Below are 26,709 nucleotides of genomic sequence, written 5' to 3'. Positions count from 1 at the left end.
CTCTCGGAGCGCAGGTGAGCAGAATTGCCTATGTCAACGGCGCCTATGTCGCGACCCGGGACGCCGTCGTTTCCATCGAGGATCGCGGCTACCAGTTCGCCGACGGTGTTTATGAAGTGTGCGAGGTTTTTCGTGGCGCGCTGATCGATGAGGACCGTCATCTGGCGCGGCTTGCCCGCTCGCTCGCGGAACTACGCATCGCAGAACCTGTCAGCGCCGTCGCGCTGAAAATTATCTCGCGAGAAGTTCTGCATAAAAACAAGATCTTAAATGGCTATGTTTATATTCAGGTTACGCGAGGAGTCGCGCCGCGCGATCATGTCTTCCCGCCGGCTTCCGTGCGCCCGAGCCTGATCGTGACGGCGCGGAGCGTTGATCCTCGCAAAGGGGATGCAGCCGCGCAGAAGGGCGTCGCCGTGGCGACAACGCCGGATCTGCGTTGGAAGCGAGTCGACATCAAATCCATCGCTCTGCTCCCGAACGTGCTGGCGCGGCAGACCGCCAAAGAAACGGGCGCCTATGAAGCCTGGCTGATCGACGCCGAAGGCATGGTCAGCGAAGGCGCCGCATCGAATGCCTGGATCATCAATCAATCCGGCACGATCATCACGCGCCAGGTCGATCACTCGATCCTGCGGGGCATCACCCGCACGACGCTGATCGATATTATCTCCGCGCATGGTTTGCGGCTGGAGGAGCGCAAGTTCAGTCTTGAGGAGGCGCTGGGCGCGCGCGAGGCTTTCATCACCGGCGCTACGACGCTCGTGATGCCAGTCGTCGCCATCGACGGCCACACGATCGGAGAGGGCGCGCCGGGCCCAATGGCGCTCAAGCTGCGCTCGATATTCCACGACGAGGCCGCTCGTTCGACATAACGCGAAACACTCATTGCAAACGCAGTGAGCAAAAGGTCTAATGTCAACCGTCAGGTCAGACGAGCACGCGCAGAAGCCGCGGCTTAATGCTTGCAGGTCGCAACGCAGCAGCGATTTTATGCGTTATCCAAGAGACTGCGCCAACGCGGCGCCAAAAACAAAACAGGAATTTAAAGATGGCAGCGGAAAGGCCACAAAATTTACAGGACACTTTTCTCAATTTTGTCCGCAAAAATAAGGTCCCCCTGACAATTTTCTTGGTCAACGGAGTGAAATTGCAGGGCGTCGTGACATGGTTCGACAATTTTTGCGTGCTTCTTCGTCGAGATGGCCATTCGCAACTGGTCTATAAGCATGCGATTTCCACCATCATGCCGGGGCAACCTATTCAGATGTTCGAGGCAGGCGACGAGGGAGGCTCTTCGCCTTCCTGAAAATAATCGACAATGAAGCTCAGAGCTCCCATATGAAGGTTCGATGGCGTTAATCTGTGGAAAGACAGAGCCGAATTGGTGCGGGAGACGAAAATCGAAGCATTAGCAAAGGAGCCTCGGACGGCGGGGCGCGGCCCGGGCGCGAAAACGCGCGCATTGGTTATCGGTCCTTATCTTAACGAAAAAGCGGTGCGACCCGGCGTGAAGTCCTTGTCGCCAGACGGGCGCAGACGCTCTCCCGAGGCTAGACTAGAGGAAGCCCATGGCCTTGCCGGGGCCATAGACCTTGACATCATCGCATCGAAGCTCGTCACGCTCGCAAACATCCGGCCGGCGACCTTCCTCGGCAAAGGCAAGGTGGAGGAGATCGCAGATCTCATTCGCGCCGAGGAGATCGACCTCGTAATCATGGACTGCGCGCTGTCGCCCGTACAGCAGCGTAACCTCGAAAAAGCGTTCTCCGCCAAGGTCATCGACAGGACCGGGCTGATTCTCGAAATCTTCGGCCGCCGCGCGCGAACGAGAGAAGGCGCGCTGCAAGTCGAACTGGCGCATCTTGCCTATCAGAAATCACGTCTCGTCCGATCCTGGACCCACCTCGAACGTCAGCGAGGCGGTTTCGGCTTCCTTGGCGGTCCTGGCGAGACGCAGATCGAGACCGATCGACGGCTCATTCAGGAGCGCATGACCAAGATCGAGCGCGAACTCGAAGGCGTGAAACGAACGCGGGGCCTGCACCGCAAGAGCCGCACAGCGGTGCCTTATCCAATCGTCGCGCTGGTTGGCTACACCAATGCGGGAAAGTCGACGCTTTTCAATCGGTTGACCAAAGCCGAGGTGCTGGCCGAAGACATGCTTTTCGCCACTCTGGACCCAACCCTGCGCGCTGTTGTCCTTGAGCATGGCGGCGAGATCATCCTGTCTGACACTGTGGGATTTATATCTGATCTGCCAACAATGCTGGTCTCCGCCTTTCGCGCAACTCTCGAGGAGGTGCTGGAGGCCGATCTTATCTTGCATGTTCGCGACATCGCCCACGAAGACGCAGAGGCTCAGCTTGGCGACGTCGAGGCGATCCTTGGTGATCTTGGCGTGGACCCCAATGACCATCGCCGCCTGCTTGAGGTCTGGAACAAGGCCGATCTGCTTGACGAAGACAGCCTGGCCGCCGCGCGAGGCAGCGCGAAGCGGCGGCGGGCGCAGAGTGGCGACAACGGCCGGCCGGTCATCGTTTCGGCGCTAACAGGGCAAGGGCTAGATGAGCTGCGCGAAGAGATTGAATCGCGGCTGGCTGTCGGCCGGCCCGTCCTTGAGATTGTGCTGAAGCCCGACAACGGCGAAGGGCTGCATTGGCTCTATGAAAATGCGGAAGTGATGCGCAAGAGCGTCGCCGCGGACGGAGCGGTGCATGTGCGCGTTCGCGTTGCCCCCGAACGCGCCGCGGCGCTGCGTCGAAAATTCCTGGAGCCTGCCGCGGCCTCCGCCTAACCGCCAGCAGGCGATTTGCCTGCGAATTCGGGGTCCACGCTTTCACGCGCTTTGGCGGCGTTCCAAAGCGAGTCCATTTCCGCCAAGGTGGCGTTGCCAAGCGCAACGCCCTGGCTGGCGAGTTCCCGCTCAATGAAGCCGAAGCGGCGTTCAAACTTTGCGTTGGCGCGGCGGACCGCCGATTCCGGGTCTATCTTCGCATGCCGGGCGAGATTGGCGACTGCGAAGAGGAGATCGCCGATCTCATCTTCCAAAGCGTTTTGGTCGCCACCCTCCAAAACGTCTTCGATTTCATCGGTTTCTTCGCGAATCTTGTCAAGAACCGCGCGGATATCGTTCCAATCGAAACCGACGCTTGAGGCCTTGTTTTGCAATTTCACCGCGCGGCTCAGACCGGGCAGGGCGAGGATTACATCGTGAAGCAAACCGGCGCTTGTCGCTTCATGGCGAGCGGAGTCAGACGCGCTGGCCTTTGCCGACTTCTCCTCCGCTTTGATTCTAGCCCAGAGCGCCTCAACCTCGCCAGGGGCGAGATCCCGCGCATCACCGAAGACATGCGGATGGCGGCGAATCATCTTTTGCGTAATCGCCTCGACGACTCCGCCAAAGTCGAAGGCTCCTTTTTCCTCAGCGATTCTTGCTTGAAACACGACCTGAAGCAGCAGATCACCCAATTCGTCCCGAAGATCCGCCATATCGCCGCGCGCCACCGCATCCGCGATCTCATAGGCTTCTTCAATGGTGTAAGGAACGATGGTCTCGAACGTCTGCGCTATGTCCCAGCCGCAACCACTCTCCGGCGTGCGTAAGGCGGCCATAATGTCGAGCAAGCGCTTGATGTCGGACGACGGCTGCATGAGCGCACAGGAAAGCTGAGGGAGAGAGGCAAAATCCAACGGGGCGCTGCGCGCACCTAAGCAGTTATGGGCGGTCGACTGGCGCAGCTGCTATCAACGCTTTGACGCGAAGCGGCGTCAATCTCATTGGAAGCCCTGTTCGCCTTCGATTAAGCTTCCCGGGGGCGTTACAAGGCGAGGCAGACATGATCGGCGCATGGCCAATCATGTCGTCCGTCTGCTTGCGGCCGTCTCAATCCTGGACTGAGAGAGGACCTATCACTCGATCGAGATCGACAAGGCTTCGCGCCCCTTCGGCGTATCAACCACGCGCATGCTGACGGGCTGGCCTTCGGCGAGATTTTGAACGCCCGACGGTCCGAGGATCGAGATGTGCACGAACACATCTTTTCCTCCGTCGTTCGACTGCACGAAGCCGAACCCCTTATTGTCGTCGAACCACTTCACGGTTCCGGTGACTGACACGGCGGTCGACGGATCCGGGGCGCGGCGGGCAGGGCGCGGCGAATCGCCAAAGGCGCGCGGCTGCGGCGCTCGTTCGATAGCGCCTGCGGTGTCGACTTCAAGCACGCGCGTGACCTGAGCGCCCTTCATGCCATTGCTGACGTTGACCTTCAGCTTTGCGCCCGGAGGCACCGTTTCATATCCAGCGGCCTGGAGCGCGCCGATGTGCAAAAACGCGTCGCCCGTTCCGTTGCTCAATTCGACGAAGCCGAAGCCTTTGTCGCCCTTGAACCATTTGACGACTGCGTCGATGCTCGGCCCGGAGGTCGGAATGGGCATCTCCGGCGCGCCCCCGCCGAAGCTTGTGCGCGGCGTACGGCTCTGCCGCGGCGCATCATAGGGTGAGGGCCCGTCATCGTCGAAGCCGCGTTTCTTTGGTCCCCGGAAATCTCTGCCTTTGCTCATGGTATGCCTACTTGTCTCCGCCTGTAACCGCCGCCCGATCGCGCATTCCGAAGCCTTGGATTTTAACCGACGCAAAAAGGCTGGACACCTACAGGTGCCAGCCTCAACTGTCGCCGATGCAATTCATTAAGAATGCCTAATGCCCCGTGTCTCTCAAAAACATAGCAACAGATAGCTTGCTTGGCTACCCTAATTGCCTAACAGAATGGAATAGTCGGGGCAGAGACAAATGGCTCCTACGGCCAACCGGTCCTTCATTGCGGATGATCAGCCGACAATTCGCATAATCGATATTATGGAACATAGATGAAAACAACGAAAGGCTAGAGCGTTAGGAGATTGTCTGGAACCGCCCTGACGCCGTAACGCGCATACCGTCATAAGCGGGTTCGACGTTTGCCGGAAGCTCAGCTTTTAATTTCTCGAAATCGAGATCCGTGTGAAGATTCGTCAGGATCGCACGCTTAGGCTTTAGCTTCGCAATCCAGTCCAGGGTTTCGCGCAGGCAAAAGTGGCTCGGATGCGGCATGTAGCGCAAAGCGTCGACGATCCAGAGGTCAAGGTCCTCGAGATAGCCAATGCTTTCCTCAGGAATGCCGTTAAGATCAGGCGAATAGACGATATTGCCAAAACGGAAGCCGAGGGCGTCCATTTCGCCATGTTCGAGCCGGAATGGGATCGCATCGAGTTCGCCGCCGGGGCCAAGGATCGACGCCGCAACGCCCGGGCTCAGGCGACGTTCGGTCAGCAAGGGCGGATATTGGCTGCCGGGCGGCGTTGCAAAAATATAGCCGAAATTGGAACGCACGACATCGGAGGTCGCCTCGTCCATGTGAAGGTCGATCTTCCGCCTCGCCATAATGACGAGAGGCCGGACATCGTCGATTCCATGCGTATGATCGGCGTGCGCATGGGTCAGAAGGATTCCGTCGAGTTTTGTGACGCCAAGGGCCAGCAATTGTTCGCGAAGGTCGGGCGAGGTGTCGACCAGCACATCGGTCTTGCCCCCGTCCGGTCCCGTTTGCTCCACGAAGATCGAACAGCGCCGACGCCGATTCTTGGGATTGGCCGGATCGCAAGCTCCCCAGCCTTGGCCAACGCGAGGAACGCCGCCCGACGATCCACATCCTAAAATTGTGATAGCGAGACTCATTCCGCCGCGACTTCCCCCGCCGCGGGCGGCGTCATCTTGGAGAAAAGCCGAAGCGCGTTCAAACTCGTCTGTTGCGCAAGGCTCACGAGAGAAACGCCCTTGACCTCCGCGAGAACCATGGCGGTTGCGGCGACGAAGGCGGGTTCGTTGCGCTTGCCGCGGTGAGGAACCGGCGCAAGAAACGGCGCATCTGTTTCAATCAGCAGCCGGTCCATCGGCACGACGCGCGCGATCTCGCGCAACTCCTGAGATTTTTTGAAAGTCACGATGCCAGAAAAAGAAATCGACAGGCCAAGCGCAAGACCCGTTTCCGCCAGCCTCAGGGAGGAGGTGAAACAGTGCAGAACGGCCTTGAAACGCCCCTTCCCCATCTCGTCCTCGAGGATCGACGCCATATCCTGATCCGCCTCGCGGCTATGAATGACGAGCGGCAGTCCGGTCTGGCGCGCGGCGGCGATATGCGTCCGAAAGGTCCGCTCGGCCACGTCTCGAGGCGCGCCGTCATAATGATAATCGAGACCCGTCTCGCCAATGCCGACGCATTTAGGATGGTTCGCCAGCCCGACGATGCGATCGAAGTCTATATCGAGCCCTTCTCGCACATTTTCCGGATGTTCGCCGACGGTGCAGAAGACGTCCTCATAAGCTTCTGCGAGGGCGCTGATTTCTGCGAAGCGGTCGAGCCGCGTCGAAATCGTGACCATACGCGCAACGCCGGCGGCGCGCGCTCTCTGAACCACGGCGTCGCGTTCAGGAGCGAAATCAGGAAAATCGAGGTGGCAATGGCTGTCGATCAGCATGAATGGGCTCGATGACGAAATCGGCGATCTTTGCCTGAGGTGGATGCTCGTCCCTGTCAAGAAAAGAGCGTCAGATGGAAGCGGGCGTTTCCCAGCGAATAAAGCGCGGAACGCTCCCTACGCTGGCGCGCCAACCTCCGGCTCCACATAACGCGGGAAAATGGGCGCAGGCGCGGGCAGCGCGGCGCCCGGCGCGAGGCCAAGAGCGCGCTCAGCGTCCGAAAATCCGCGAGCGCTGCCCGGAACGGCCAACAAATCGAGAAGTTTCGTCATCGCGGCCGGCATAAAGGGCTGCGCGAGGATAGCGACGATGCGCAGGACCTCGGCCGTCACATAAAGGATCGCCTCCATCCGAGCCGGATCGGTCTTGCGCTTAATCCAGGGCTCTTCCGCCGCGAAATAGCGGTTGGCGTCCGCGACCACGCGCCAGATCTCAGCCAGAATCAGATGCAAGGCGTAATCTTGCATGAAAGCGCGGGCTTTCGGCGCCAGAGCCACCGCCTGCGCCAGGATCGCCTCGTCGGCTTTATTCAACGCGGCCGGAGACGGCAGCGCGCCGCCGCAATTTTTCGCGAGCATCGAGAGCGAGCGCTGCGCGAGATTGCCAAGATCATTGGCGAGATCGGCGTTGATGCGGTTGACGATCGCCTCATGCGAATAATTGCCGTCCTGGCCGAACGGCACTTCGCGCAGCAGAAAATAACGAAAGGGATCGACGCCATAATGCGCGCTCAGCGCAAAGGGGTCGATCACATTGCCGACCGACTTCGACATCTTCTCGCCGCGGTTGAACAGGAAGCCATGCACGACGATCTGCTTCGGCAAAGCAACCCCGGCCGACAAGAGAAAGGCCGGCCAGTAAATCGCATGAAACCGCGTAATATCCTTGCCGATCACATGGGCGTTCGCCGGCCAGAACTTCGCGCGCGGCGCGTTGGCGTCTGGAAAGCCCGTCCCCGTGATATAATTTGTTAAGGCGTCGACCCAAACATACATCACATGCCTGGGGTCGCCGGGGACTGGAACGCCCCAGTCGAAGGTTGAACGGCTGATTGAGAGATCGGTCAGGCCCCGCTCGACAAAGCTGACGATCTCATTCCGATATTTTTCCGGCGTGATGAATTCGGGATGATCTCGATAATGCCGCAGCAAGCGGTCCTGATAGGCGGAAAGCCTGAAATAGTAGCTCTCTTCCTCGACCCACTCGACAGGCGCGCCGCTTGGCGCGAGGCGCGTTCCGTTTGGCCCTTCGGTGAGCTCGGATTCATCGAAAAACGCTTCGTCGCGGACGGAATACCAGCCTGGATATTTCGACATATAAATGTCGCCCGCCGCCTCCATCCGCTTCCAGATTTCCTGCGTCGCCGCATGATGGCGCGGCTGCGTCGTGCGCACGATATCGTCCGCTTTCGCGTTCAGCGCCTCACCCATGGCGGCGAACTGCGCCGCCGTGCGATCGGCGAGCTGTTGCGGCGTCAGGCCCTCGCGCGCGGCGGTCTGCTGCATCTTCTGGCCATGTTCGTCCATTCCAGTGACGAACAGCACCTCGAACCCGTCGAGCCGCTTGAAGCGGGCGATAGCGTCCGTCGCAATTCGCTCATAGGCGTGCCCGATATGTGGCGCGCCATTGGCGTAAGGGATAGCGGTCGTAATATAGAAGGTCGGGCGGCCGGACATGGAACAGCAATCTTAAGAGTTTGACGGAGCGTCCTGGGCGCTCGGCGGCGGCCCCGGATTATAGCGAAGACGCCCGCGCGGCGGCCGCTAAATCAGCAAAGAGGGCGAGGACGAACGGGCGTTTATCGAGATTGAGCGCTTCAGTCTGCTGCGCCGCTTCGGTCACTTTTTCCCACACCTCGGCGTAGGGCGCAAGCTGGCGTGGAGCGCCCTCCCCGTCCAACGCGCCGCCGCGCACCTTGGCCTCGAGCCAGTCAAAAACCGTGGCGAGCAGCGTTTCATAATCGTCGCCGCCGTCCCGCGGCGCGACCTGATCGGCAAGCGCATGCGCCGCCCGCCAATCGATCCTCGGCAAATCGTCCAGAATCCGCCGTAGCGAAGAGTCGAGCTCCAGCCCTCGCCCATTCAGAAGGCGAAGGACGCCATGCAGGGATTCCCGTGATCGCTCGATCGCCGCGGCAACCTCCGCCGGCTTGGCTCCCGACCACGGCGCTCCCAGCGTCTTGACGACGTCAGCGATGTCGGCCGAGCCGAGTTCTTTCAATCCGATCTTGCGGCAGCGCGAACGAATGGTCGCAAGCACGCGGCCGGGCCTATGCGAGACAATCATGAAAACCGAGCGCGGAGGCGGCTCCTCTATCAGCTTCAACAGAGCATTGGCGCCGGACGCATTGAGGTCTTCGGCGCTGTCGACGATGCAAATGCGATAGCCGCCGCGCCCGGCCGACTGCTGGAAGGTATGAATGGCGCGGCGCACGTCCTCGACGCGGATTTCAGTGTAGTGTTTTTTGCCTTTCTCGTTCCATTCGCGGCGTAAAAGAAAGAGATCTGGATGCGACAAGGCATGGATTTGCCGCGCGGCCGGATGCTCAGGCGGCACGTGAAGATTTCGGGCGCCTTCCGCGGCGGCGCGAGCGTCTGGATTGGCGAGAAGAAAACGCGCCAGCCGCCAGGCGAGGGTCGCTTTGCCGACGCCAGAGGGTCCGCCGATCAGAAAGGCCTGCGGCAATTGTCCCGAGGCGCAGGCCCGCAAGAGTTCGGCCTCCGCTTCGGCATGGCCGATGAAAGCCGAGGCTTCGCGCGGATGCGGGGCGTCCTCGAAGCGATCGGCTTCCGGCGGCGCTTCTGCATCAGTTGAAAGTCTAGGCGCCATGAACGATGTCCAGATTTGCCGATCCAAGGAGCCGGCTCGAGACGGCACTCCAGATCGCCTCCGCAACGTCTGTCACGGAGGCGCTGGCGTCGATGACGGCGCAACGATTCGGTTCTTGCGCCGCAATGGCCAGAAAGGCGGCGCGCAGCCTCTCGTGGAATTGCAGGCTTTCGTCTTCGAAACGATCTTGGGTCTCGCCCGGCGCAAGGCGGCGGGACGCCCGTAAAAGCCCCTCTTCGGCCGGAAGGTCGAGGATCAGGGTGAGGTCGGGACACAGGCCGCCAAGCGTCACGCGTTCGAGCGCGCTAAGAAGGCGCGAATCGAGGCCGCCTGCCCCGCCCTGATAGGCTCGCGTGGAATCGGAGAAACGGTCGGACAACACCCATGTACCAGCCGCGAGCGCCGGTTCGATCGTGTTATCAATGTGATCGATCCGCGCGGCGGCGAAAAGGATTGCCTCCGCCGTCGGGCCAAGAGGCTTCACGACGCCCGACAGAAGAACCTTGCGCAAGATCTCCGCGCCTTCGGATCCCCCCGGCTCCCGGGTGGCGATGGCGTCGACTCCAGCTTCTCGCAAACGCCGCAATAATAGGCTTATCTGCGTCGATTTACCCGCGCCCTCTCCGCCCTCGAGCGTAATCAGTCTGCCACGCGTCGGGCGTTCGCGATCGCCGCCAGTTTCATTGATTGGCGACATATTTTTTGTCGAGTTTGCTGCCGACATATTTGCGGAAGAGATCGCCGATATATTCGAGCCCCGCATCCATCGCGCGCCGTGGGAGCGATCCGACTTCGACCGCCGCGGCCGTCTTCAGCGGCAGGTCGAGCACCTCTGTGGAGCCCCGGAAAATCTTAAGCCGCGCGACCTCCTTACCCGCCGCGACAGGAGCCATCAGCGGACCATCGTAGACGATGCGGCCGGTGAATTTCTCGCCGCCGACCCTCGGGACGAGGATCTTGACCTCGTGTTCGGCGACGAGCGGCGCCTCAAAACTGACGCCACCATAGACCTTGGCGTAGCCGACCGTTTCGCCGGCGGCGAAGATCGTTTTTGAGTCGAAGGATCGAAATCCCCACTGCAGAAGCTTTCGAGCCTCCTCCGCCCGCTCCTTGGCGCTGGCCGCGCCATAAAGCGCGAGGATCAGACGCTGGCCGTTCTGCACCGCGGATCCAACGAGGCCGTAGCCGCTCGCGTCAATATTGCCTGTCTTCAGCCCATCCGCCCCAATGTCCATCGTCAGCAGCGGATTGCGGTTTGTCTGCTTGATCTTGTTCCAGGTGAATTCTTTCTCCGCGAAATATTTATAGTACTCAGGATAGGTCGCGATCACATGCGCTGCCAGAATCGTCATTTCGCGGGGGCTGACTCTTTGCTCCGGATCATCCTTGCCCCAGGAATTGGTGAAGACGGATTGCGTCAGGCCGAGGTCTCGCCCACGCTTCATCATCAATGTCGCGAATGCTCCTTCGGACCCCGCAATGCCTTCAGCAAGGGCAATCGCCGCGTCATTGCCCGAATCGATGACGAGGCCGCGAATCAAATCCTCAACCCGGACGCGGCTGTTGACCGCCGCGAACATGCTGGATGAGCGCGCTGGAGCGCCGCCGGTGCGCCATGCATTCTCGGTAATCAGGAATTGATCGTCGAGCTTGATGCGTCCCTCGGCGAGTTCGTTGAAAACCACCTCCGCGGTCATGATTTTCACGGTCGAAGCCGGCACCGCGGGCGCGTCCGCATCTTTTTCGAAGAGAACGCTGTGCGTATCGGCGTCGACCAGAATGGCGTGAGGGACGCTGGTCTGGATGGTTTGCGCCGACGCCGTACCCGAAGCGCAAGCAAAAGCGAGCGCGATAAGGGCGGCGATAGACCACCGGGGGAGCGCTGGAAATTGACCGGTCACTCTGATCCTTCCCGCGCATCCAAACCGGCCGACGCCGATTGATTCCAACAGCCTTCGTCAAATGCGCGTCAACGTCGCCACATGCCTCAATGTGGCTTCGACTTCTCCGGCAATCAAGGCGTACTTTGGCCTGTGGGCAGCCATTGGTCAGGCGCCGCATGCCGCGAAGACCGAAAGCGAAGAGGCATTTGCTGATGGTTCGGGATCAATGTCCGCGGCGCGAACTTCGTCGCATTCATATATCTGGCCGGTCCGCCGCGCCAGAGACAACCTTTAGTCGGCTTGCTTTGACCGCATTGCAACATGAACGCGCCCTGTCGAGCGCGGACCGAGATCAAATGGGCGGGATGGCGGCAGGGGAACGTTGCTGGCGAATGGGCGCGAAATGCGCGGAGGCGTCGGAACGGCCGCATCGCTTTCTTCCGTTTCCGCCGCCTCGGCGGTGCGTGGTGGCTGGCGGCTCGTGGCTTCTGCCCGGCTCGGAAGATCCTGGGCGCCGAGATCGTCATTGCGAGGCTGCGCAAGAGAAGCCATGCGGCGGGGCTCCGATCCGGCGTCCGCGACCATGGTCGGGGCCTGTCCGTCGAGCGTCGCCGGCCCATCGAGACGTAGGGTCGCCAGCAGCTTTTGATCATCCGAGCCGGCAAGGCTCGCGGTCCCGATATATTCGACCTTGACCCGCGCTGTTCCGCTGCCGCTGAAATCGAGCGCCTGGGCCGTCTTGCGCGACACGTCCATGATGCGGTTGGCCGCGAAGGGACCGCGATCATTGACGCGGACGATGATGGAGTAATGGTTGCGCAGATTGGTCACGCGCGCATAGCTCGGCAAAGGCATGGTCGGATGCGCCGCGGAAATCGAGTCGCGGTCGTATATTTCACCGTTCGCTGTGCGCCGTCCGTGGAACGCGTCGCCGTACCAGGAGGCCAATCCCACGGCGACATAACGCTTTTCGCTTGGGTAGTAAGTGCGGCCGGCAACCGAATAGGGTTTGCCAACCATGTAGGACCCGCCGCCATGCGGCACCGGCTCACCGTCGGCGATGACGCGGGGACTGGCCGGGCCATATTTCGAGGACGGGAAATATTCCTTGGAATGCATGGCGACGCGTTGCAGCGGCGGTTGTTGCGCGCATCCTCCAAGGCTCGCGGCCGCTCCGCCTGCGAGGGCCGCGATCATGACGCCGCGTGCGCGTGGGGCGCGTGAATTGAACGATAACAGTGAGCCTACGGCTAAGGCGTGCGATGAGAAACCTGTAAGCCGTTTGCTCGCCATGCGCATTTCCTGTCTGCTTCCAAGCCGGTCCGGAGGCGGACCATCGCTGAAATTGGTCAGAGATCCGAAAACGAGTTTCGCACCCACCTGTTGCCGAAGGCTTAACGGCAGGCGGGATGCTTGACAATATGCACGACGGTTTGGGAAAGCCGACTGGTTTCTCGCTCAAATCCTTCACCGGGACGTTATGCGAGGCGTTAAGAACGGCCACTTTATAATTATGAGTCAGTTACTTACGAAATCATGCAACAGTCGCGAGGATTCGCTCTGCTGCAGGCGCGAAGCGCGAATTAAGCTCGCCATCAAATGCATTGCTATGGTAAACAGGCGGGATTCGCATAAGGCCGGAGAGCCTCGAAACACACGGTTTCACGCCTGTAAAAAGGCGACGATCCGTTGGCGAAGAAGGCCCTGGTCCTTCGTTTCGCATTCCCAAATGGTGAAAACGTCCCATCCGGCCGCCGCCAGATCCTCTCGGACCCTGAGGTCGCGCGCCTGGTTGCGGGTGATCTTGGATCGCCAGTAGTCGGCATTGGCTTTCGGCATGCGCGCCCCACGCTTGCAGTCATGACCGTGCCAGAAGCAGCCATTGACGAAAATCGCCTTGCGGCGCGTGACGAAGACGAGGTCTGGACATCCAGGCAGGCTTTTGCGGTGGAGGCGGAACCGAAACCCGAGCCGATGGGCAATGGAACGGACGATCATTTCGGGCTTCGTGTCCGTCGATTTGACCGCGCGCATGACGGCGCTGCGCGCCGCGTCCGGAGCCACGCCCAGCCGATTGGGGCCCGCGGCCCTCACGCCGCCGCCGCGGCCTGGCGCGCCAAAATCGGCTCGAGCAGATGGCGCGCCAGATGGCGAACCACCGGAACCACAACGCCGTCGCCAGTGAGATGATAGGCCGCGTTGTAATTCGACGGCAGGTGATAGGCGTCTGGCAGCCCCATGAGCCGGGCCGTTTCGCGGGCGGAAATCAGGCGCGATCTCACCCGCTCGCCCTCAATGACGAGAATCACCTGTCGGCTCGAACCGCCGGCGGGCGTGCGCAGGCATCCTGCGAGGCCGTCGAATCTTGCTTCCGCGCGCTGCCTCCGGCCGCCGGCCGGATCGCTCCGGGTGCGGCGGTAAACACAGCCGACGACGCGCCGTCCAGCCGTTTTGGCCGCCTCGATCTTGCGCCGATTTTTCTCGTTCATCAGAGCGAGCAGCCCTAAGGTTTCCGACTCGGCCTGCCACGCGACGGCCGCGTCATCTTCGATCAAATCCGAGAGCGTCGCCGCGTGAGTCGCCGGAGACGGCATGGTCCACCAGATCCAGGCGCGCCGGAGCGCCAGGGGAAGCGCCGCATAAGCGTTGCGCACCGCGGGCGGGTGCCACAGGGTAGCGCCGGGCGCCGCGAGCTGTGGCGCTATGTCGAGCCCCCTGCGGACCCCGACGACAAAAACGCGCGGGCGCGATTGCGGCAGAAAAAGCGCGGCGTCCATGATGAGCGCTCCGAATGCGTAACCGCCTGCATCGAGACGAGCGCAAAGCGCGGCGAAATCCGCGCCGCCGCGCGATGTCAGCGCGCCTCTCACATTCTCGAGCACAATGAGATCTGGCGCGCGATCCTCTTCGATCAGCTGTTCGATCAGCGACCAGAAGGAAAAGAAAGTCCCGCTTCGCGCGCCTTTGAGGCCAGCGCCGACGCCCGCGAGGGACAAATCCTGGCACGGAAAGGACGCCCAGGCGAGATTTGCGCGCACGTCCGGGAGGTCCGTCGACCGCAAGGCCGCGACATCGGCGGTTTTGAGTTCGCCATCGCCCCAGTTCGCGCGGTAGGCGGCGCTTTTGCCGGCGTCGACGTCATTGGCGAAAAGACATCGCCAGTGCGGGCCGAGGCCCTCGCGCGCCATGCCGCCACCGGCGAAGAATTCATAGAAACCCGGCACTTTTGTCCTTTTGGTCCCTGTGCTCCCGGCCCTGCGGCGCCCTCAAGGCATGCGCCGCATGTTTCGACGAACTCACGGCGGCGCGGAGCGGCGATGGCGACCCCGGCAGGGTTCGAACCTGCGACCTGCCGCTTAGAAGGCGGCTGCTCTATCCAGCTGAGCTACGGGGTCGATTGGGGCTGCGCCTCGCTATGGCGCATGAATTCAGTGGGTCCATTGGCCGAGGCGGGTCGACTTGAAATTATCCGAATAGGACAGGATTTTGCGCTGGTCCGGCTTTGGCTCTTCCACCCGAAAGACGAGCCCATGTTTTTGCGCATAGGCGACTGCTTCGTCCTTATCGCCGAATCGCAACCGGACCTGGCTCTTCATATCGCTCGAACTCGTCCAGCCCATCAAAGGATCGATTTCACGCGGCGATTCGGGCTCGAATTCGAGAACCCACTGCTTCGTGCGCGCACTGCCTGATTGCGTGGCGGTTTTGGCTGGCCGGTAAATGCGTGCGGTCATGTGAAATGGTTCCGGTTGCAATCTTTTGGCGATCGTCATGACGCGCGGCACGCGCCGCGAATTTCCGATCATGCGCATCTTTTCGGAAAAATCAGCGCCTTTTTCAAGTCGCTAAAGCTTAGACGCCGCGACGCCGGCGCCCACGCATGGGCCAAACGGGTGTGGTCGGGGCAGCAGGATTCGAACCTGCGACCTGAAGTACCCAAAACTTCCGCGCTACCAGACTGCGCTATACCCCGCATAGGAAACCGGTCCTCATTTCCCATTGCGCATCTCGCTATCACGCGGCGCCGATGCGAACAAGTTCGACGATGCGCGTGCACCGGCGCAGGACGCCGAGCGTCATTTCCCAAACAATGGATGCCTGACGCTGTCGCCGATCTTGAGGCCGATTCTGGCCGCAGAGCCCGCGTTCACTTCAAGAACGCCATAGGCCGGAGCCCCGGACGAAATAATCGCCTCGGAGAGAGGCTCTGTGTTTTCGGCCAAGCCGACGACCCTGCCGGTCCTCGAAATGAAAATCATGTCGAGCGGCAGATAGGTATTCTTCATCCACATCTGCACCGGCCTCTCGGTCTCGAAATCAAACAACATGCCGCGATCGGCCGCCAGCGTCCGGCGAAACATCAGCCCGCGCTCGCGCTCCGATTCGGTGCGCATCACTTCGACGAGAAAAGGATGCGCGCCGCTAGCCGTGACGATATCGAGACGTTCGATCTTTGCGCCCGCTTCTCCCGCCAAGACTTCCGCCTGAGGAGTTGCGAAGACGAGCAAAAACGTCAGGATGAGCGCCGAGGCGAGGACCCTCCCCGCGCGCCGCCCAAGGCCGCTCCAGCGAAAATCGGGCCACCCACGGGCAATCCGCCCAGCGCGCGAGAGGCGTGGCGATCGTGCAATTCCGCGGCATGGCAAAATCGCTCTATGTTTTTGTTTTATCGCATGTCCTAGGCGCGAACAGGTATTTGCTTCGCTCGAAAATGTTCGGGCCAAATCATCATCCTCGCCAAAGGGCGCCGTGGCGCTTTACGTCGTTTCGGGGTCCCTCAGTGCGCCCGCGGCGCAGCCACGTTGAGCAGGCGCACTTCCGCCGCCATCAGACCCTTTGGGCCGTCGCCGAACCGAACCAAAAGGCTTTCGCCAGGACGCACCTCGCCAATCCCATAATGCCGCAACGTCTCCATGTGAATAAAAATATCTTCCGTACCGTCGCCGCGCGTCACAAAGCCGAACCCCCGCGCGCGGTTGAACCATTTGACGACGACGATCTCGAAGCCGCCGGCTGGCGTCACATGGACGTGGGTGCGAGGCTGGGTCTCAGAAGGATGGGTCGCAACTGCTTCCATCGAGGTGATTTTCAACACCTGCAGACCCTTGGCGCGGCACGCCGCCTCGCAAACGATTCGATCGCCCTCGCGCGCCGCGGTAAAACCATCCTTGCGCAAGGTCGTCACATGCAACAGCACATCCGGACCGCCCTCATCCGGCGTAATGAAGCCATAGCCCTTGACGACGTCGAACCATTTGACTTCGCCCGATATTTCAACAATCCGCTCGGACGCAAACCGCTGACGGTCAGGGTCCTCGTCCCGTCGTGGCGAGTTCGGATCATTAGCGGAAGATTTTGCGTCCAAGGAGCCACCTTTGAAAGGCGCGGTCTGAACTCCGGCGTCAGGCAGAATCAGCCGCCCCGGAGTAGGTTGGCGACAAGATAGCATCGAGCGGGCGCGGCAAAAGCCGCCTTCCGCAGGAAGATGTGGATGATTTCGGAAAACGCCATCGCGGGGCTTGGCGCCAGTCCCCCTCAATTCGCAAAGGGTTGCAGAATGTCGCCGATATCGCCCCGCAAAACGAGATTGGCCTCGCTGTCGAGCGGCGTCTCTTCGCCGTTCACAATGACAAGCTTCGCATCGCGTTGACGCGCCAGCGAGGGAAAGGATGCCGCAGGATAAACAACGAGCGACGAGCCGATGGCGAGAAACAGATCGCAACGCACTGTTTCCTGATACGCGCGCTCGAGCGCGGCTTGCGGCATTGGCTGGCCAAAGGAGATCGTCGCGGATTTGACGGCGCCGCCGCATTCAAAGCAGGCGGGGGCGGCGCCGCTCGCCTCGAAGTCCCGGCGCAGCGGCTGAAGTTCGTACCGCGCGCCGCAAGAGAGGCAGCGGGCGTATGCGCCATTGCCGTGCAATTCGATGATGCGCTCCTCCGGCACGCCGGAGGCTTGATGCAAATTGTCGATGTTTTGCGTGATAATGGCGCTGACCTTGCCGTTTGCGACGAGGTTTGCGAGGGCGTAATGGCCGCGCCCTGGCTGGGCGCTGGCGCAGATGTCGTCGAGAGCGAACTTCCGCCGCCATGCCTCCTCGCGCATCAAAACGTCCGATACGAAGAGCGCGAAGTCGATCGGCTTGTAGCGCCGCCAGGGCGAGTCCTTGGACCGGAAATCAGGCACGCCGCACTCGGTCGAAATGCCAGCGCCGGTAAACGCCACGATGCGACCGCAGAGGCCGATCACTTCGCCCAAGGCGGCTCGCGCTTCTTCCACGCCGGTCACAACCACTTCAGTCGTCTCCTTCAGGCAGCTTAACGGCTCTACTGCGCCTCTCACGCTTTTGTTGCGTACTAGGGATAAAATTGACAAGGTTTGAAGTTGAGCTTCGCTGGACAGTAGACCAACAAACGGCTATCAGCGCATTTCTCCGCTCATGCTCAATCAAGGTCGGTTCTGTCAATGGCGAGAATGATCTCCTCTGCGCTTCAGCTTGCCGCAATACCTATTCTAGTTGGGCTCATTGTCTGGCTGGAGCTGGCGCACCCCTTTCCGATGTTTCGCCTGGCCACCTTCATCTTGGTCTTCGTTTTGCTCGTGCGCCTCGCCTTCGCGGCGAAGGGCAAGGCGCGCGATTTCCTGATCGTTCTCGCCTCGACCGCTTTCGGCCTTGCCATCGCGGAGGGCGCCGCCAATGTGGCCGAGCCAAAGGGCGGCGGCCTGACGATAACGCACGGCTGGTCTGTCCGCCAACCCATCATGGGCTGGGGTCCCGACCATGCCGGAACCGCCCACGCCGAAAAGCGCGATCCCAAAACCAACGCGCTCATCTATAAGGCCGACTATACGATCGATTCTAATCTCTTGCGAGAAACGCATTCGATCGACCATGGGCCGGCAATCGTCTTTTTTGGCGATTCCTATACGTTTGGCGACGGCATCCAAGACAACGAAACTCTGCCGCAGGTATTTGCGGATTCGCTGGATCGGAAGCAGCGCGTCCTCAATCTCGGATTCACCGGTTATAGTCCGCAGCAGTTTCTGCGCGAAATGGAAACGAGCCGTTTCGACGCCGTTATCGGGCCTGATCCCAAACTGTTCGTTTTCCTGACCGCGCCCTGGCATGCTGAAAGAACCGCATGCAAGGCCTATTGGACTCCGCATGCTCCGCACTACGCGTTGGAAGACGGCAAAATCGTTTATAAGGGCGACTGCAATGAGGGAGCCAACCTGCTGCTGCGCGAATGGCTCGAGAATTCGGCAGCCTATCGCTGGTTGATCGAGCCCTATCGCCATCAGCTCAATCATGACGATGTCGATGTCTATGTCAGCACATTGGAGGCCGCGGTAAAGCTGGCGAAAGACAAATATGGCGTCCCGACGCTGATTCCATATCTGCGGGTGCCGCCGGAATATCTGCGCAAGACCGGCTTCACCGATGATGCGATCATGGCGCGCCTGAGGGACGCGGGAGCGATCGTCATCGACGCCTCGCTCGATGCGCAAAAAAATGCCGGCGCGGTGATCAGCATTCAAGGAGACGGACATCCGACGCCTCTCGCCAATCGCCTGCGAGCCGAGATGATCACGAATTACATCAAGCAGAATATGTCGGGCGTCCTCCTCAGCGGGCTGAAGTGACGTTTGGGGCGGCTCATCTATCAATGCTCGAACCGGGAAAGTTATAGTTGATGCCAGGCACGATCTCCACTTGGCTCCGCATCGGGGCGGTCCCCATTCTGATCGCTCTCATCGCCTGGATGGAGATGAAGCAGCCCTTTCCAATTTTTCGGCTGCTGAGCTTCGTTTTCATCTTCTTCTGCATCGCGGATCTCGCCTCGCTCGCGCGAGGCGGTTTGCGTGACGCGCTGGTAATATTCGCCTCGTGTCTCTTCGGCCTTTGCGTGGTGGAGGCCACAGCAAGGTTCATCGAGCCGAAGCAGCTGCTGATCGTGACTCCCGGCTGGTCGGTCTATGAACCCGTGCTTGGCTGGGGTGTGGAACATCCTGGGGTCTACCACGCAGAGCGGATCGATCCGAAGACAGGCGCAAAAATCTATGCTGCCGACTACACCTTCGATTCGAAATTGCTGCGGCGCACGATTTCGACGCAGAGCGGGCGGCCGATCGTCTTTTTCGGCGATTCTTTTACATTCGGCTTTGGCGTCAACGACGCCGACACCATGCCGCAGGCGTTCGCGGATTTGTTGCAGCGTAAGCAACGCGTGCTCAACCTCGCGGTTGGCGGATTCAGTCCGCAGCAGTTTCTGCGTGATCTCCAAACGGGATTTCAGGACGACGTCATCGGCCCGGATCCAAAGCTGTTCGTCTTCATGACTGCGGCCTGGCACGCAGAGCGAACCGCCTGCAAACCATCATGGGCTTTCAACGCGCCGCGCTATGCGCTCGAAAACGGCGAAGTCACCTTCAAGGGGCGCTGTTATGAAGGATGGCGTCTGCAGGCGCAGCGGTTTCTGACGGAAACGGCGGCTTGGCGCGTTTTTGTCGCGCCATATCTTCAGAAAGTGACGCATGACGACGTCGAACTCTATATCCGCGAGCTGGTCGCCGCGGTAAAGATTGCAAAAGAAAAGTACCACGTCGCGACGCTGATTCCTTATCTCGACTCGCCGCCAGGAACCCTTGCCGGCGCCGGCTTCACAGAAGAGCAGATCATGCAGCGTTTGCGGGACGGAGGCGCCATCATCGTCGATGTCGCTTTGGCAAAGGAGCGAGCCGAGGGCGATGAGATCAGCATTCCGGGCGATGAGCATCCAACCGCTCTCGCTAATCGCAGGCGCGCCGAAATCATCAAGACCTACATCACGCAACACATGTCCGGCGTTGTGCTGTCGCAACTGGAGTAAGCATCCTGAACGTTCTTCTTCGATCGCTCGCGCGATGGCCAAATTCGCTTAGGCCCGGCGCGCTCTCCAGGGTCTTGCGCCTCGCAGCGATCCCGCTCCTCGCGGCGATCATCGCAGCGGTGGAAATTCGTCACTCGCCAGACTTTTTCCGGCTCATCAGTTTCGTTCTGGTCTTCCTCATCGCCGCCGACCTGGCGTCGCTGGCGCGAGGAGCCCTGCGCGACGCTCTTCTGATCGTCGCCTCCCTCCTCTTTGGCCTCTGCGTCATAGAAGCGACCGCCGCAACGCTCGAAGACAGGCAGGTGATCGTATCAACGAACGGATGGAACGTCCGTCGGCCGGTCATCGGCTGGGGTCCCCAGCATGCTGGCCGGTTCCACTCTGAAAAGACAGACCCAAAGACAGGCGCGATCATCTACAGCGCCGAATACACGATCGATTCGAACCTTCTTCGTCAAACCCGCTCGACTGACGCAGGGTCGACGATCGCGTTCTTTGGTGATTCCGTGACCTTCGGAGTCGGCGTCAACGATCCCGATACGCTGCCGCAACGCTTCGCCGACGTCCTCGACTCCAAGGAACGAGTCATCAATCTCGCCTTTACCGGCTATGGACCGCAGCACTTCCTGCGCGAAATGGAGACAGGCATCTTCGACGCTGAGATCGGCCCGCACCCTCGCCTTTTCGTTTTTGTGACCTCTCCCTGGCACGCGGAGCGAACGTCCTGCAAGGCGTCGTGGGTCGTCAACGCGCCACGTTACGAGCTCGACAACGGAAAGGTCGCGTTCAGGGGAGCCTGCTACGAAGGGGCGTCCCTGCGGTTGCGGGAGTTCCTGTGGAACACCGCCGCCTATCGCGTCGTCTTCGACCCGTATCGCCGCAAAGCCAGTCACGATGACATTGAAACGTACATCCGCATCCTGCTAGCGGCGGTGGACCTCGCCAAGGAGAAATACGGCGTGCCGACGTTGATCCCGTTCCTGCGGAGCCCGGACGCTTACCTGCGAGGAACAGGCTTCACCAATGAAGCGATCATGGAGCGGTTGAAGCAAGGCGGCGCCAGCGTGATTGATGTTTCCCTTCTAAAAGAGGAAGCCGCTGGGGCCGAGATCAGCATTCCGGGCGACGGACACCCGACGCCGCTCGCCAACCGCATGCGGGCGGCCATGCTCAAGAGTTACATCGAACAGAACATGGCGGGCGTGCTGTATTCCCAGCTGAACTGACGGCGCCCAGCCACGATCCAAAGCGCCCTCCGCGACATCGAAGGAGCGCGACGCCGAACCGCGGCGTCGCGCTTTCAGTCGAGTTCGAACGCGTTCTTGTAATCGAGCTTAAGGGCCTGATTTTGCTGATCCTTGAGAAGGATGCAATTACCGACCGCGAGGAACTCGATCTCGCTCCCCATAAAACAGCGGAACGCATCTTCCGGCGTGTTGACGATCGGCTCGCCACGAACATTGAAGCTCGTGTTGATCAGCACCGGGCAGCCGGTCATCGCCTCGAAACGCGAAATCAGATCGTAATAGCGCGGGTTGGTTTCCTTATGCACCGTCTGCACGCGCGCTGAATAATCGACGTGCGTCACCGCCGGAATTTCGGAGCGCTGCACATTCAGCCTGTCGATGCCAAACAGGGCGAGCTCCTGTGCCGACATCTTGCGGCAGCGCTCTGACTTTACCGGCGCGACGAGGAGCATATAAGGCGAATCCGCGTCGAGTTCGAACCAATCAGCGACATGCTCGCGCAGCACCGACGGCGCAAAGGGGCGAAAGCTCTCGCGGTATTTGACTTTGAGATTAAGCGCCTTCTGCATGGAGGGCGAACGCGGATCGCCGAGGATGGAGCGATTGCCGAGCGCGCGCGGTCCGAACTCCATTCGTCCCTGATGCCAGCCGACCGCCTGCCCCGCTGCGAGCGCCGCGGCTGTCTTCTCAAGCAGCTGTTCGTCGTCAACGACCGTAAAGACCGCCCCGGCCGCCTTGAGTCTCTGCTCGATATCGCTTTGCTCGTAACTCGGACCGAGATAAGAGCCGTGCATTGCATCGGGCCGTTTGGCGTTCTTGATCGCGGCTTCGCCATTCTCCTTGAAATAGACAGCCAGCGCGGCGCCGAGCGCCCCGCCCGCATCTCCCGCCGCCGGCTGGATAAAAATCTGGTCGAAGCGGCCGTCACGCAAAATTTTGCCGTTCGCCACACAATTCAGGGCGACGCCGCCGGCAAGACAAAGATTGCGTTGTCCTGTCTCGTTAGCGAGCGATCGCGTCAGACGCAGCACGATCTCTTCCGTCGCCGCCTGCACCGAGGCCGCGAGATCCATGTGGCGTTGTTCGAGCGGATCGCTGGCGCGCCGCGGCGGACCGCCGAACAGCGCGTCGAAACGCTCGTTCGTCATGGTGAGGCCGGTGCAATAGCCGAAATAGTCCTGGTTCAGCCGGAAGGAGCCGTCGTCCTTGACGTCGATCAAATGATCGAAGATCGCGTTGACGTATTTCGGTTCGCCATAAGGGGCGAGGCCCATCACCTTGTATTCGCCGGAATTGACCTTGAATCCCGTGTAATAGGTGAACGCCGAATAGAGCAGCCCAAGCGAATGAGGAAAATGAATTTCCTTCGTGATCTTCAGCGAGGAGCCTTCGCCGATCGCCGCGGAAGTCGTCGCCCATTCGCCGACGCCGTCCATGGTGAGAACCAGCGCCGATTGGAAGGGCGAGGGATAATAGGCCGAAGCCGCGTGCGAAAAGTGATGTTCGCTGAAACGAAGCTTGGCTTTGTCGCCGAGCGCCGGATCTATCTCCTTGAGTTCGCGCAACAGAAGGTCGCGCTGAAATAGTTTCTCGCCGATCCAGAGCGGCATGGACTTACGGAAAGACGCGAAGCCTTTTGGCGCGAAAGCAAGGTAGGTCTCGATGAGCCGCTCGAATTTTAAGAACGGCTTTTCATAAAAGACGACGCGATCGATGCCGGCCGCGTCGACCTTGCCTTGTCTGAGGCAATAGGCGATCGCATTGGCTGGGAAATCCGGATCGTGCTTCTTGCGCGTGAACCGCTCTTCCTGAGCTGCGGCGATGATCTCGCCGTCGCGAATGAGTGCGGCGGCGCTATCGTGATAGAAGGCCGAAATGCCAAGAACAAGCATTGGAACCGGTCAGAACAGAGTATAGATGAAAGGCGCGACGACCGAGCCTTGGCTGAGCACGAACAAGCCGCCGAAAATCAGGAACAGGGCAAGCAAGGGGAGCAGCCAGAATTTCTTTCTGGCGCCGAGAAATTCAAAAAGCTCAGCTATGATGGACATGTCTTCTCCTCAAAACTGTTTCGTCATGGCGTTTTCGGCCTCGGGCGATGGCTCGCGCTCGATCCAGTAGGACTTGGCGTCCGGCCGTATTTTCAGATTGAGCAGATCGCTGCCCGTTTTGCGCATCACCCAGCCGAGCGGCGTCACGGCTGCGAAAAACATCAGACCCATGATGAGCGGATTGACGACGCGGTTCAAAAGCATCCCGAATTTGAACCAGGCGCGATTGAGGGGCGATAAACGGTCCGGCATGAACAGCGCGAAGGCCGCGAAGATGGCGCCGATGGCAAGCAAAATCCAACGCGGCGAATGATGGTGAATCATTGGCCAAACGCCGAGCAGCGCCAGAACAAACCCAAAAGTCAGCCCGAATTTCTGGTTTGAGCCAAGAACGACCTTGCGGAAGCTCGATACGTTTTCATGTGTCTGCATCTAGGGTCCAGTCGTTTGCATCATTCGGCCGGGAGAGCGGACGAGCTCCTCCCGCCGGTTTCCAGCCGCTTGGCTAAGGCGGCTAGACGCATTCGCGTTGCGACAATGGCGGGCTCCGGCCATCTGGCCGTGTGATTCGCCGGCTCGCCCTCATCGTTCCGCCCGCCGCCTTTCAATTCGCACCCTTTTGTCATTTCCGACACGCCAAAACAAGCCCCAGACCCAAGCGCGCGGGGAGCCGCCCTCAACGAGGGGCGCTGACGCCCCCTGAATCAAAGGATTTCCGCCTCATCGCCCCGAAAATTGGCCGATTGAGCTTGAAAGCCTACAAAAACAATGGACGATGGATCAGAGGCTTCATATTTCCTTCAGGGGGGAAAAAACGCGGACCTCATCGACCGCGCTTCGGAAAAACCCCAGCGGAGTTCAAATGCTCACGAAGAAAGGCAAGTATGGCCTTAAGGCGATGGTTCATCTGGCGGGCCGGCTCCCCGGCGAAGCGACGCTCGTCACCGACATCGCAATTTCGAATCAGATTCCGAAAAAATTTCTCGACACGATCCTGGGAGAGCTGCGCAACGCGGGTTTTGTCAACTCAAAGAAAGGCAAGGGCGGCGGCTACACGCTGGCTCGGCCCGCCTGCGAGATCCGGGTTGGCCATATCGTTCGCGTGCTCGATGGCCCGCTCGCCCCGATCCAGTGCGCCAGCAAGGCTTCCTATCGCCGCTGCGACGACTGCAGCGACGAGCGCCATTGCGCCGTGCGGCTGATCATGCTCGAAGCGCGCAACGCCATCTCGACGGTCCTCGACAATCGCACCCTGGCCGAGATGCGGGCGTTGGGCGAGAGCGACGAAGCTCATCTCATGTATTACATTTGAGCCGGACCCCGGCCTTTCGGGCGCCCATGTGGTCGGCCGCCTTGCGTTCTTGAAAGAGCGCCGACGACCGGCGCCATTCCGGTGAATTTTGGGGCGAGGGAAGCGGGCGTCGGCGCTCACTCCACCGTCACGCTTTTGGCGAGGTTGCGCGGCTGGTCCGCGTCCTTACCCATGACCACCGCCGTATGGTAGGCGATCAGTTGGATCGGCACGGCGTAGATCAAGGCTGCGAAGTCGGGCGCGACGTTCGGCATGACGATCGACGCCGCGGCTTCGCCGGCGAAATCATGTGACAGAGCCTCGTCGCCGATAAGGATGAGGCGCCCTCCCCTCGCTGCCACCTCCTGCATGTTGGAAACCGTTTTTTCGATCACCGCGTCCGTGGGTGCGATGACAATCACTGGCATGTCGCCGTCGACCAGCGCGATGGGCCCATGTTTGAGTTCGCCGGCGGCATAGCCTTCCGCATGAATATAGGAGATCTCCTTGAGCTTTAGCGCTCCCTCGAGGGCGAGCGGATAGGACGTGCCGCGGCCGAGGTAGAGCACGTCGCGCACTTTGGCTATGTCGCGCGCCAAGGCCTCGACCGCGCTCTCGCATTTCAGCGCCTGCGCCATCAGCCCCGGGATCGCCATGAGATCGCTGACAAGCCGCGCTTCGGTCTCGCCGTCGATGGCTCCTCGGGCGCGTCCGATGGCGAGCGCCAGCGCCGCGAAAACGGCCAACTGGCAGGTGAAGGCTTTCGTCGATGCGACGCCTATTTCTGGGCCTGCGAGCGTTGGCGCCACGACGTCGCTTTCGCGCGCCATGGTGGAGCTCGCGACATTGACGATCGAGAGGACCTTTTGCCCTTTCGCCTTGGCGCAGCGCAATGCGGCGAGCGTGTCGGCGGTTTCGCCTGATTGCGAGACGAGTATCGTCAGGCCGCCGGCGTCGAGCGGCGGATCGCGATAGCGAAATTCCGAGGCGATCTCGACGTCGACCGGCAGCAGGGCGAAACGCTCGAACCAATATTTCGCCATCAGTCCCGCGATATAAGCGGTGCCGCAACCGCAGATCGTCAGGCGCGACAGGCGCGCCGCGTCGACAGGCAGATCGAAAGGCAGCGCGACGCGCCCCGCGGACATGTCGAGATAGTGCGCGAGCGTGCGTCCGACGACCTCGGGCTGCTCGTAAATTTCCTTCGCCATGAAATGGCGGTGGTTGCCTTTGTCGATCAGGAAAGCCGAGGCCGGCGTCTTGATCCTGCGCCGTTCGACGGGCAGCCCCGCCGCGTCCTTGAAGGAAGCGGCTTCATGCGTCAGCGCGACGAAATCGCCATCCTCGAGATAGGCGATCGTGTCGGTGAAAGGCGCCAGCGCCAGCGCGTCCGAGCCGAGGAACATCTCGCCGCTGCGCTCTCCTTCGCCAAAGCCGACTGCGAGGGGAGCGCCCTTGCTGGCGCCGACCAAAAGGTTTTCCTCCCCTTCGAAAATCATGGCGAAAGCGAAGGCGCCTTTGAGGCGCGGCAGGCTGGCGGCGACCGCGTCGACCGGCGCGAATCCCTCGTTTAGGCCCTGTGTCACGAGGTGAGCGATGACTTCCGAATCTGTGTCGGACGAGAATATGTGGCCCTTGGCGCGCAATTCGTCACGCAATTGGCGGAAGTTCTCGATAATGCCGTTATGCACGACCGCGACCTTCGCGCTGGCGTGCGGATGGGCGTTGTTTTCCGTCGCCTTCCCGTGCGTCGCCCAGCGCGTGTGGCCTATCCCGACGGCCCCGCCGAGAGGCTCCTGCGCCAGACGCAGCTCCAGATTCCTGAGTTTGCCGCTGGCGCGTCGCCTCGTCAGATGGCCGGCTTCGAGAGTGGCGATTCCGGCGGAATCATAGCCGCGGTATTCGAGCCGCCTTAGCGCGTCAACAAGCGAGCCCGCGACAGCCCCACGCCCCAATATGCCAACGATGCCGCACATGAATCTCTCCTGACCCAACCGCGGAACATCCGAGCGCCGCAGCTT

Annotated in this window: 26 protein-coding genes and 2 tRNA genes; 7 read left to right on the top strand and 21 right to left on the bottom strand. The window is 60.7% G+C overall.

The features are described from left to right. Nucleotides 1-14 precede the first annotated feature (14 nt). The 3 genes from MPC4_RS19485 (at nucleotide 15) to hflX (ending at nucleotide 2,797) form a co-directional block, all read left to right on the top strand. Entirely contained in the window at nucleotides 15-875 is an 861-nt protein-coding gene (locus MPC4_RS19485; RefSeq protein WP_174513987.1) for a D-amino-acid transaminase, read from the top strand. A gap of 176 nt (nucleotides 876-1,051) precedes the next feature. Then, nucleotides 1,052-1,309 (top strand): RNA chaperone Hfq, encoded by a 258-nt coding sequence (hfq, locus tag MPC4_RS19480; RefSeq protein ID WP_134487803.1) that lies wholly within the window; start codon nucleotides 1,052-1,054, stop codon nucleotides 1,307-1,309. Nucleotides 1,310-1,384: 75 nt separating this feature from the next. Next, the gene (hflX, locus tag MPC4_RS19475; RefSeq protein ID WP_425312507.1) at nucleotides 1,385-2,797 is read left to right on the top strand and encodes a GTPase HflX; all 1,413 of its coding nucleotides are present in this window, start codon (nucleotides 1,385-1,387) and stop codon (nucleotides 2,795-2,797) included. On the opposite strand, the gene mazG is transcribed toward hflX, so the two are convergent. The 17 genes from mazG to MPC4_RS19390 form a co-directional block, all read right to left on the bottom strand. After that, nucleotides 2,794-3,654: a nucleoside triphosphate pyrophosphohydrolase gene (mazG, locus tag MPC4_RS19470; protein ID WP_174513986.1), complete on the bottom strand. Its 861-nt coding sequence runs from the start codon at nucleotides 3,652-3,654 to the stop codon at nucleotides 2,794-2,796. The genes hflX and mazG overlap by 4 nt on opposite strands. Before the next feature lie 258 nt (nucleotides 3,655-3,912). Continuing rightward, nucleotides 3,913-4,563, bottom strand: coding sequence for a cold-shock protein (locus tag MPC4_RS19465; RefSeq protein WP_134487809.1), 651 nt, complete (start codon nucleotides 4,561-4,563; stop codon nucleotides 3,913-3,915). Between the two features lie 331 nt (nucleotides 4,564-4,894). Next, nucleotides 4,895-5,716 (bottom strand): MBL fold metallo-hydrolase, encoded by an 822-nt coding sequence (locus MPC4_RS19460; protein WP_174513985.1) that lies wholly within the window; start codon nucleotides 5,714-5,716, stop codon nucleotides 4,895-4,897. Beyond that, entirely contained in the window at nucleotides 5,713-6,516 is an 804-nt protein-coding gene (locus tag MPC4_RS19455) for a TatD family hydrolase (protein WP_174513984.1), read from the bottom strand. Before MPC4_RS19455 ends, MPC4_RS19460 begins: the two co-directional genes overlap by 4 nt. A gap of 117 nt (nucleotides 6,517-6,633) precedes the next feature. Then, complete coding sequence (gene metG / locus MPC4_RS19450) at nucleotides 6,634-8,193, bottom strand: methionine--tRNA ligase (protein WP_174513983.1); 1,560 nt, start codon at nucleotides 8,191-8,193, stop codon at nucleotides 6,634-6,636. Between the two features lie 58 nt (nucleotides 8,194-8,251). Then, nucleotides 8,252-9,346 (bottom strand): DNA polymerase III subunit delta', encoded by a 1,095-nt coding sequence (locus MPC4_RS19445; RefSeq protein ID WP_134487818.1) that lies wholly within the window; start codon nucleotides 9,344-9,346, stop codon nucleotides 8,252-8,254. Continuing rightward, nucleotides 9,336-10,043, bottom strand: a complete 708-nt coding sequence (tmk, locus tag MPC4_RS19440; RefSeq protein ID WP_174513982.1) for a dTMP kinase — start codon at nucleotides 10,041-10,043, stop codon at nucleotides 9,336-9,338. The genes MPC4_RS19445 and tmk overlap by 11 nt, the downstream gene beginning before the upstream one ends. Continuing rightward, nucleotides 10,027-11,247, bottom strand: coding sequence for a D-alanyl-D-alanine carboxypeptidase family protein (locus MPC4_RS19435; RefSeq protein ID WP_425312506.1), 1,221 nt, complete (start codon nucleotides 11,245-11,247; stop codon nucleotides 10,027-10,029). Before MPC4_RS19435 ends, tmk begins: the two co-directional genes overlap by 17 nt. Before the next feature lie 273 nt (nucleotides 11,248-11,520). After that, nucleotides 11,521-12,426, bottom strand: a complete 906-nt coding sequence (locus tag MPC4_RS19430) for a septal ring lytic transglycosylase RlpA family protein (protein WP_244629122.1) — start codon at nucleotides 12,424-12,426, stop codon at nucleotides 11,521-11,523. Between the two features lie 465 nt (nucleotides 12,427-12,891). After that, nucleotides 12,892-13,293, bottom strand: a complete 402-nt coding sequence (locus tag MPC4_RS19425) for a very short patch repair endonuclease (protein WP_210253692.1) — start codon at nucleotides 13,291-13,293, stop codon at nucleotides 12,892-12,894. Nucleotides 13,294-13,319: 26 nt separating this feature from the next. Continuing rightward, nucleotides 13,320-14,453 carry a DNA cytosine methyltransferase gene (locus tag MPC4_RS19420; protein ID WP_174513980.1) on the bottom strand — a complete coding sequence of 378 codons (1,134 nt, stop codon included), beginning with the start codon at nucleotides 14,451-14,453 and terminating at the stop codon, nucleotides 13,320-13,322. Nucleotides 14,454-14,547: 94 nt separating this feature from the next. Continuing rightward, nucleotides 14,548-14,624 (bottom strand) — tRNA-Arg (locus tag MPC4_RS19415). A 33-nt stretch (nucleotides 14,625-14,657) separates the two neighbouring features. Further along, nucleotides 14,658-14,963, bottom strand: coding sequence for an ETC complex I subunit (locus tag MPC4_RS19410; protein ID WP_174513979.1), 306 nt, complete (start codon nucleotides 14,961-14,963; stop codon nucleotides 14,658-14,660). 162 nt (nucleotides 14,964-15,125) lie between these two features. Beyond that, nucleotides 15,126-15,202, bottom strand: a tRNA-Pro gene (locus MPC4_RS19405). 103 nt (nucleotides 15,203-15,305) lie between these two features. Next, nucleotides 15,306-15,704 (bottom strand): DUF192 domain-containing protein, encoded by a 399-nt coding sequence (locus MPC4_RS19400; protein WP_342343645.1) that lies wholly within the window; start codon nucleotides 15,702-15,704, stop codon nucleotides 15,306-15,308. A gap of 302 nt (nucleotides 15,705-16,006) precedes the next feature. Continuing rightward, on the bottom strand, nucleotides 16,007-16,594 hold the full coding sequence (locus tag MPC4_RS19395; protein ID WP_425312505.1) for a cold-shock protein: 588 nt from the start codon (nucleotides 16,592-16,594) through the stop codon (nucleotides 16,007-16,009). A 170-nt stretch (nucleotides 16,595-16,764) separates the two neighbouring features. Next, a complete protein-coding gene (locus MPC4_RS19390) occupies nucleotides 16,765-17,523 on the bottom strand; it encodes an SIR2 family NAD-dependent protein deacylase (RefSeq protein WP_174513977.1) in 759 nt (252 codons plus the stop codon). A gap of 180 nt (nucleotides 17,524-17,703) precedes the next feature. Here MPC4_RS19390 and MPC4_RS19385 point away from each other — a divergent pair, with 180 nt between their 5' ends. From MPC4_RS19385 to MPC4_RS19375, 3 genes are all read left to right on the top strand, one after another. After that, entirely contained in the window at nucleotides 17,704-18,873 is a 1,170-nt protein-coding gene (locus MPC4_RS19385) for an SGNH/GDSL hydrolase family protein (RefSeq protein WP_244629121.1), read from the top strand. A gap of 50 nt (nucleotides 18,874-18,923) precedes the next feature. Further along, a complete protein-coding gene (locus tag MPC4_RS19380) occupies nucleotides 18,924-20,099 on the top strand; it encodes an SGNH/GDSL hydrolase family protein (RefSeq protein WP_174513975.1) in 1,176 nt (391 codons plus the stop codon). Between the two features lie 74 nt (nucleotides 20,100-20,173). Beyond that, nucleotides 20,174-21,325, top strand: coding sequence for an SGNH/GDSL hydrolase family protein (locus tag MPC4_RS19375; RefSeq protein WP_174513974.1), 1,152 nt, complete (start codon nucleotides 20,174-20,176; stop codon nucleotides 21,323-21,325). A gap of 74 nt (nucleotides 21,326-21,399) precedes the next feature. Here the strand turns inward: MPC4_RS19375 and MPC4_RS19370 are convergent, their stop codons facing one another. From MPC4_RS19370 to MPC4_RS19360, 3 genes are read right to left on the bottom strand one after another with little or no spacing between them, the layout of a single operon-like run. After that, nucleotides 21,400-23,238, bottom strand: a complete 1,839-nt coding sequence (locus MPC4_RS19370; RefSeq protein ID WP_174513973.1) for a carbamoyltransferase family protein — start codon at nucleotides 23,236-23,238, stop codon at nucleotides 21,400-21,402. 9 nt (nucleotides 23,239-23,247) lie between these two features. Then, nucleotides 23,248-23,397, bottom strand: coding sequence for a DUF5989 family protein (locus MPC4_RS19365; RefSeq protein ID WP_166795866.1), 150 nt, complete (start codon nucleotides 23,395-23,397; stop codon nucleotides 23,248-23,250). A 9-nt stretch (nucleotides 23,398-23,406) separates the two neighbouring features. Continuing rightward, nucleotides 23,407-23,829 carry an SxtJ family membrane protein gene (locus tag MPC4_RS19360; RefSeq protein WP_174513972.1) on the bottom strand — a complete coding sequence of 141 codons (423 nt, stop codon included), beginning with the start codon at nucleotides 23,827-23,829 and terminating at the stop codon, nucleotides 23,407-23,409. Nucleotides 23,830-24,259: 430 nt separating this feature from the next. Here MPC4_RS19360 and MPC4_RS19355 point away from each other — a divergent pair, with 430 nt between their 5' ends. Then, nucleotides 24,260-24,709, top strand: coding sequence for an RrF2 family transcriptional regulator (locus tag MPC4_RS19355; protein ID WP_174513971.1), 450 nt, complete (start codon nucleotides 24,260-24,262; stop codon nucleotides 24,707-24,709). Nucleotides 24,710-24,825: 116 nt separating this feature from the next. On the opposite strand, the gene glmS is transcribed toward MPC4_RS19355, so the two are convergent. Beyond that, nucleotides 24,826-26,664 carry a glutamine--fructose-6-phosphate transaminase (isomerizing) gene (glmS, locus tag MPC4_RS19350; RefSeq protein WP_174513970.1) on the bottom strand — a complete coding sequence of 613 codons (1,839 nt, stop codon included), beginning with the start codon at nucleotides 26,662-26,664 and terminating at the stop codon, nucleotides 24,826-24,828. Nucleotides 26,665-26,709 lie beyond the last annotated feature (45 nt).

Source organism: Methylocella tundrae (genome assembly GCF_901905185.1).
Lineage (GTDB): Bacteria > Pseudomonadota > Alphaproteobacteria > Rhizobiales > Beijerinckiaceae > Methylocapsa > Methylocapsa tundrae.
Note: the sequence above shows the minus strand (reverse complement) of the source record. Positions and strands in the feature narration are given on the sequence as shown.

What these genes read in the sequence shown, in the direction of transcription:
- MPC4_RS19360 (WP_174513972.1), bottom strand. Translation starts at nt 23,829, where the DNA reads ATGCAGACACATGAAAACGTATCGAGCTTCCGCAAGGTCGTTCTTGGC.
- tmk (WP_174513982.1), bottom strand. Translation starts at nt 10,043, where the DNA reads ATGTCGCCAATCAATGAAACTGGCGGCGATCGCGAACGCCCGACGCGT.
- glmS (WP_174513970.1), bottom strand. Translation starts at nt 26,664, where the DNA reads ATGTGCGGCATCGTTGGCATATTGGGGCGTGGGGCTGTCGCGGGCTCG.
- MPC4_RS19410 (WP_174513979.1), bottom strand. Translation starts at nt 14,963, where the DNA reads ATGACCGCACGCATTTACCGGCCAGCCAAAACCGCCACGCAATCAGGC.
- MPC4_RS19455 (WP_174513984.1), bottom strand. Translation starts at nt 6,516, where the DNA reads ATGCTGATCGACAGCCATTGCCACCTCGATTTTCCTGATTTCGCTCCT.
- MPC4_RS19355 (WP_174513971.1), top strand. Translation starts at nt 24,260, where the DNA reads ATGCTCACGAAGAAAGGCAAGTATGGCCTTAAGGCGATGGTTCATCTG.
- MPC4_RS19445 (WP_134487818.1), bottom strand. Translation starts at nt 9,346, where the DNA reads ATGGCGCCTAGACTTTCAACTGATGCAGAAGCGCCGCCGGAAGCCGAT.
- MPC4_RS19365 (WP_166795866.1), bottom strand. Translation starts at nt 23,397, where the DNA reads ATGTCCATCATAGCTGAGCTTTTTGAATTTCTCGGCGCCAGAAAGAAA.
- MPC4_RS19370 (WP_174513973.1), bottom strand. Translation starts at nt 23,238, where the DNA reads ATGCTTGTTCTTGGCATTTCGGCCTTCTATCACGATAGCGCCGCCGCA.
- MPC4_RS19465 (WP_134487809.1), bottom strand. Translation starts at nt 4,563, where the DNA reads ATGAGCAAAGGCAGAGATTTCCGGGGACCAAAGAAACGCGGCTTCGAC.
- MPC4_RS19380 (WP_174513975.1), top strand. Translation starts at nt 18,924, where the DNA reads ATGCCAGGCACGATCTCCACTTGGCTCCGCATCGGGGCGGTCCCCATT.
- mazG (WP_174513986.1), bottom strand. Translation starts at nt 3,654, where the DNA reads ATGCAGCCGTCGTCCGACATCAAGCGCTTGCTCGACATTATGGCCGCC.
- hfq (WP_134487803.1), top strand. Translation starts at nt 1,052, where the DNA reads ATGGCAGCGGAAAGGCCACAAAATTTACAGGACACTTTTCTCAATTTT.
- MPC4_RS19460 (WP_174513985.1), bottom strand. Translation starts at nt 5,716, where the DNA reads ATGAGTCTCGCTATCACAATTTTAGGATGTGGATCGTCGGGCGGCGTT.
- MPC4_RS19430 (WP_244629122.1), bottom strand. Translation starts at nt 12,426, where the DNA reads ATGATCGCGGCCCTCGCAGGCGGAGCGGCCGCGAGCCTTGGAGGATGC.
- MPC4_RS19385 (WP_244629121.1), top strand. Translation starts at nt 17,704, where the DNA reads ATGATCTCCTCTGCGCTTCAGCTTGCCGCAATACCTATTCTAGTTGGG.
- metG (WP_174513983.1), bottom strand. Translation starts at nt 8,193, where the DNA reads ATGTCCGGCCGCCCGACCTTCTATATTACGACCGCTATCCCTTACGCC.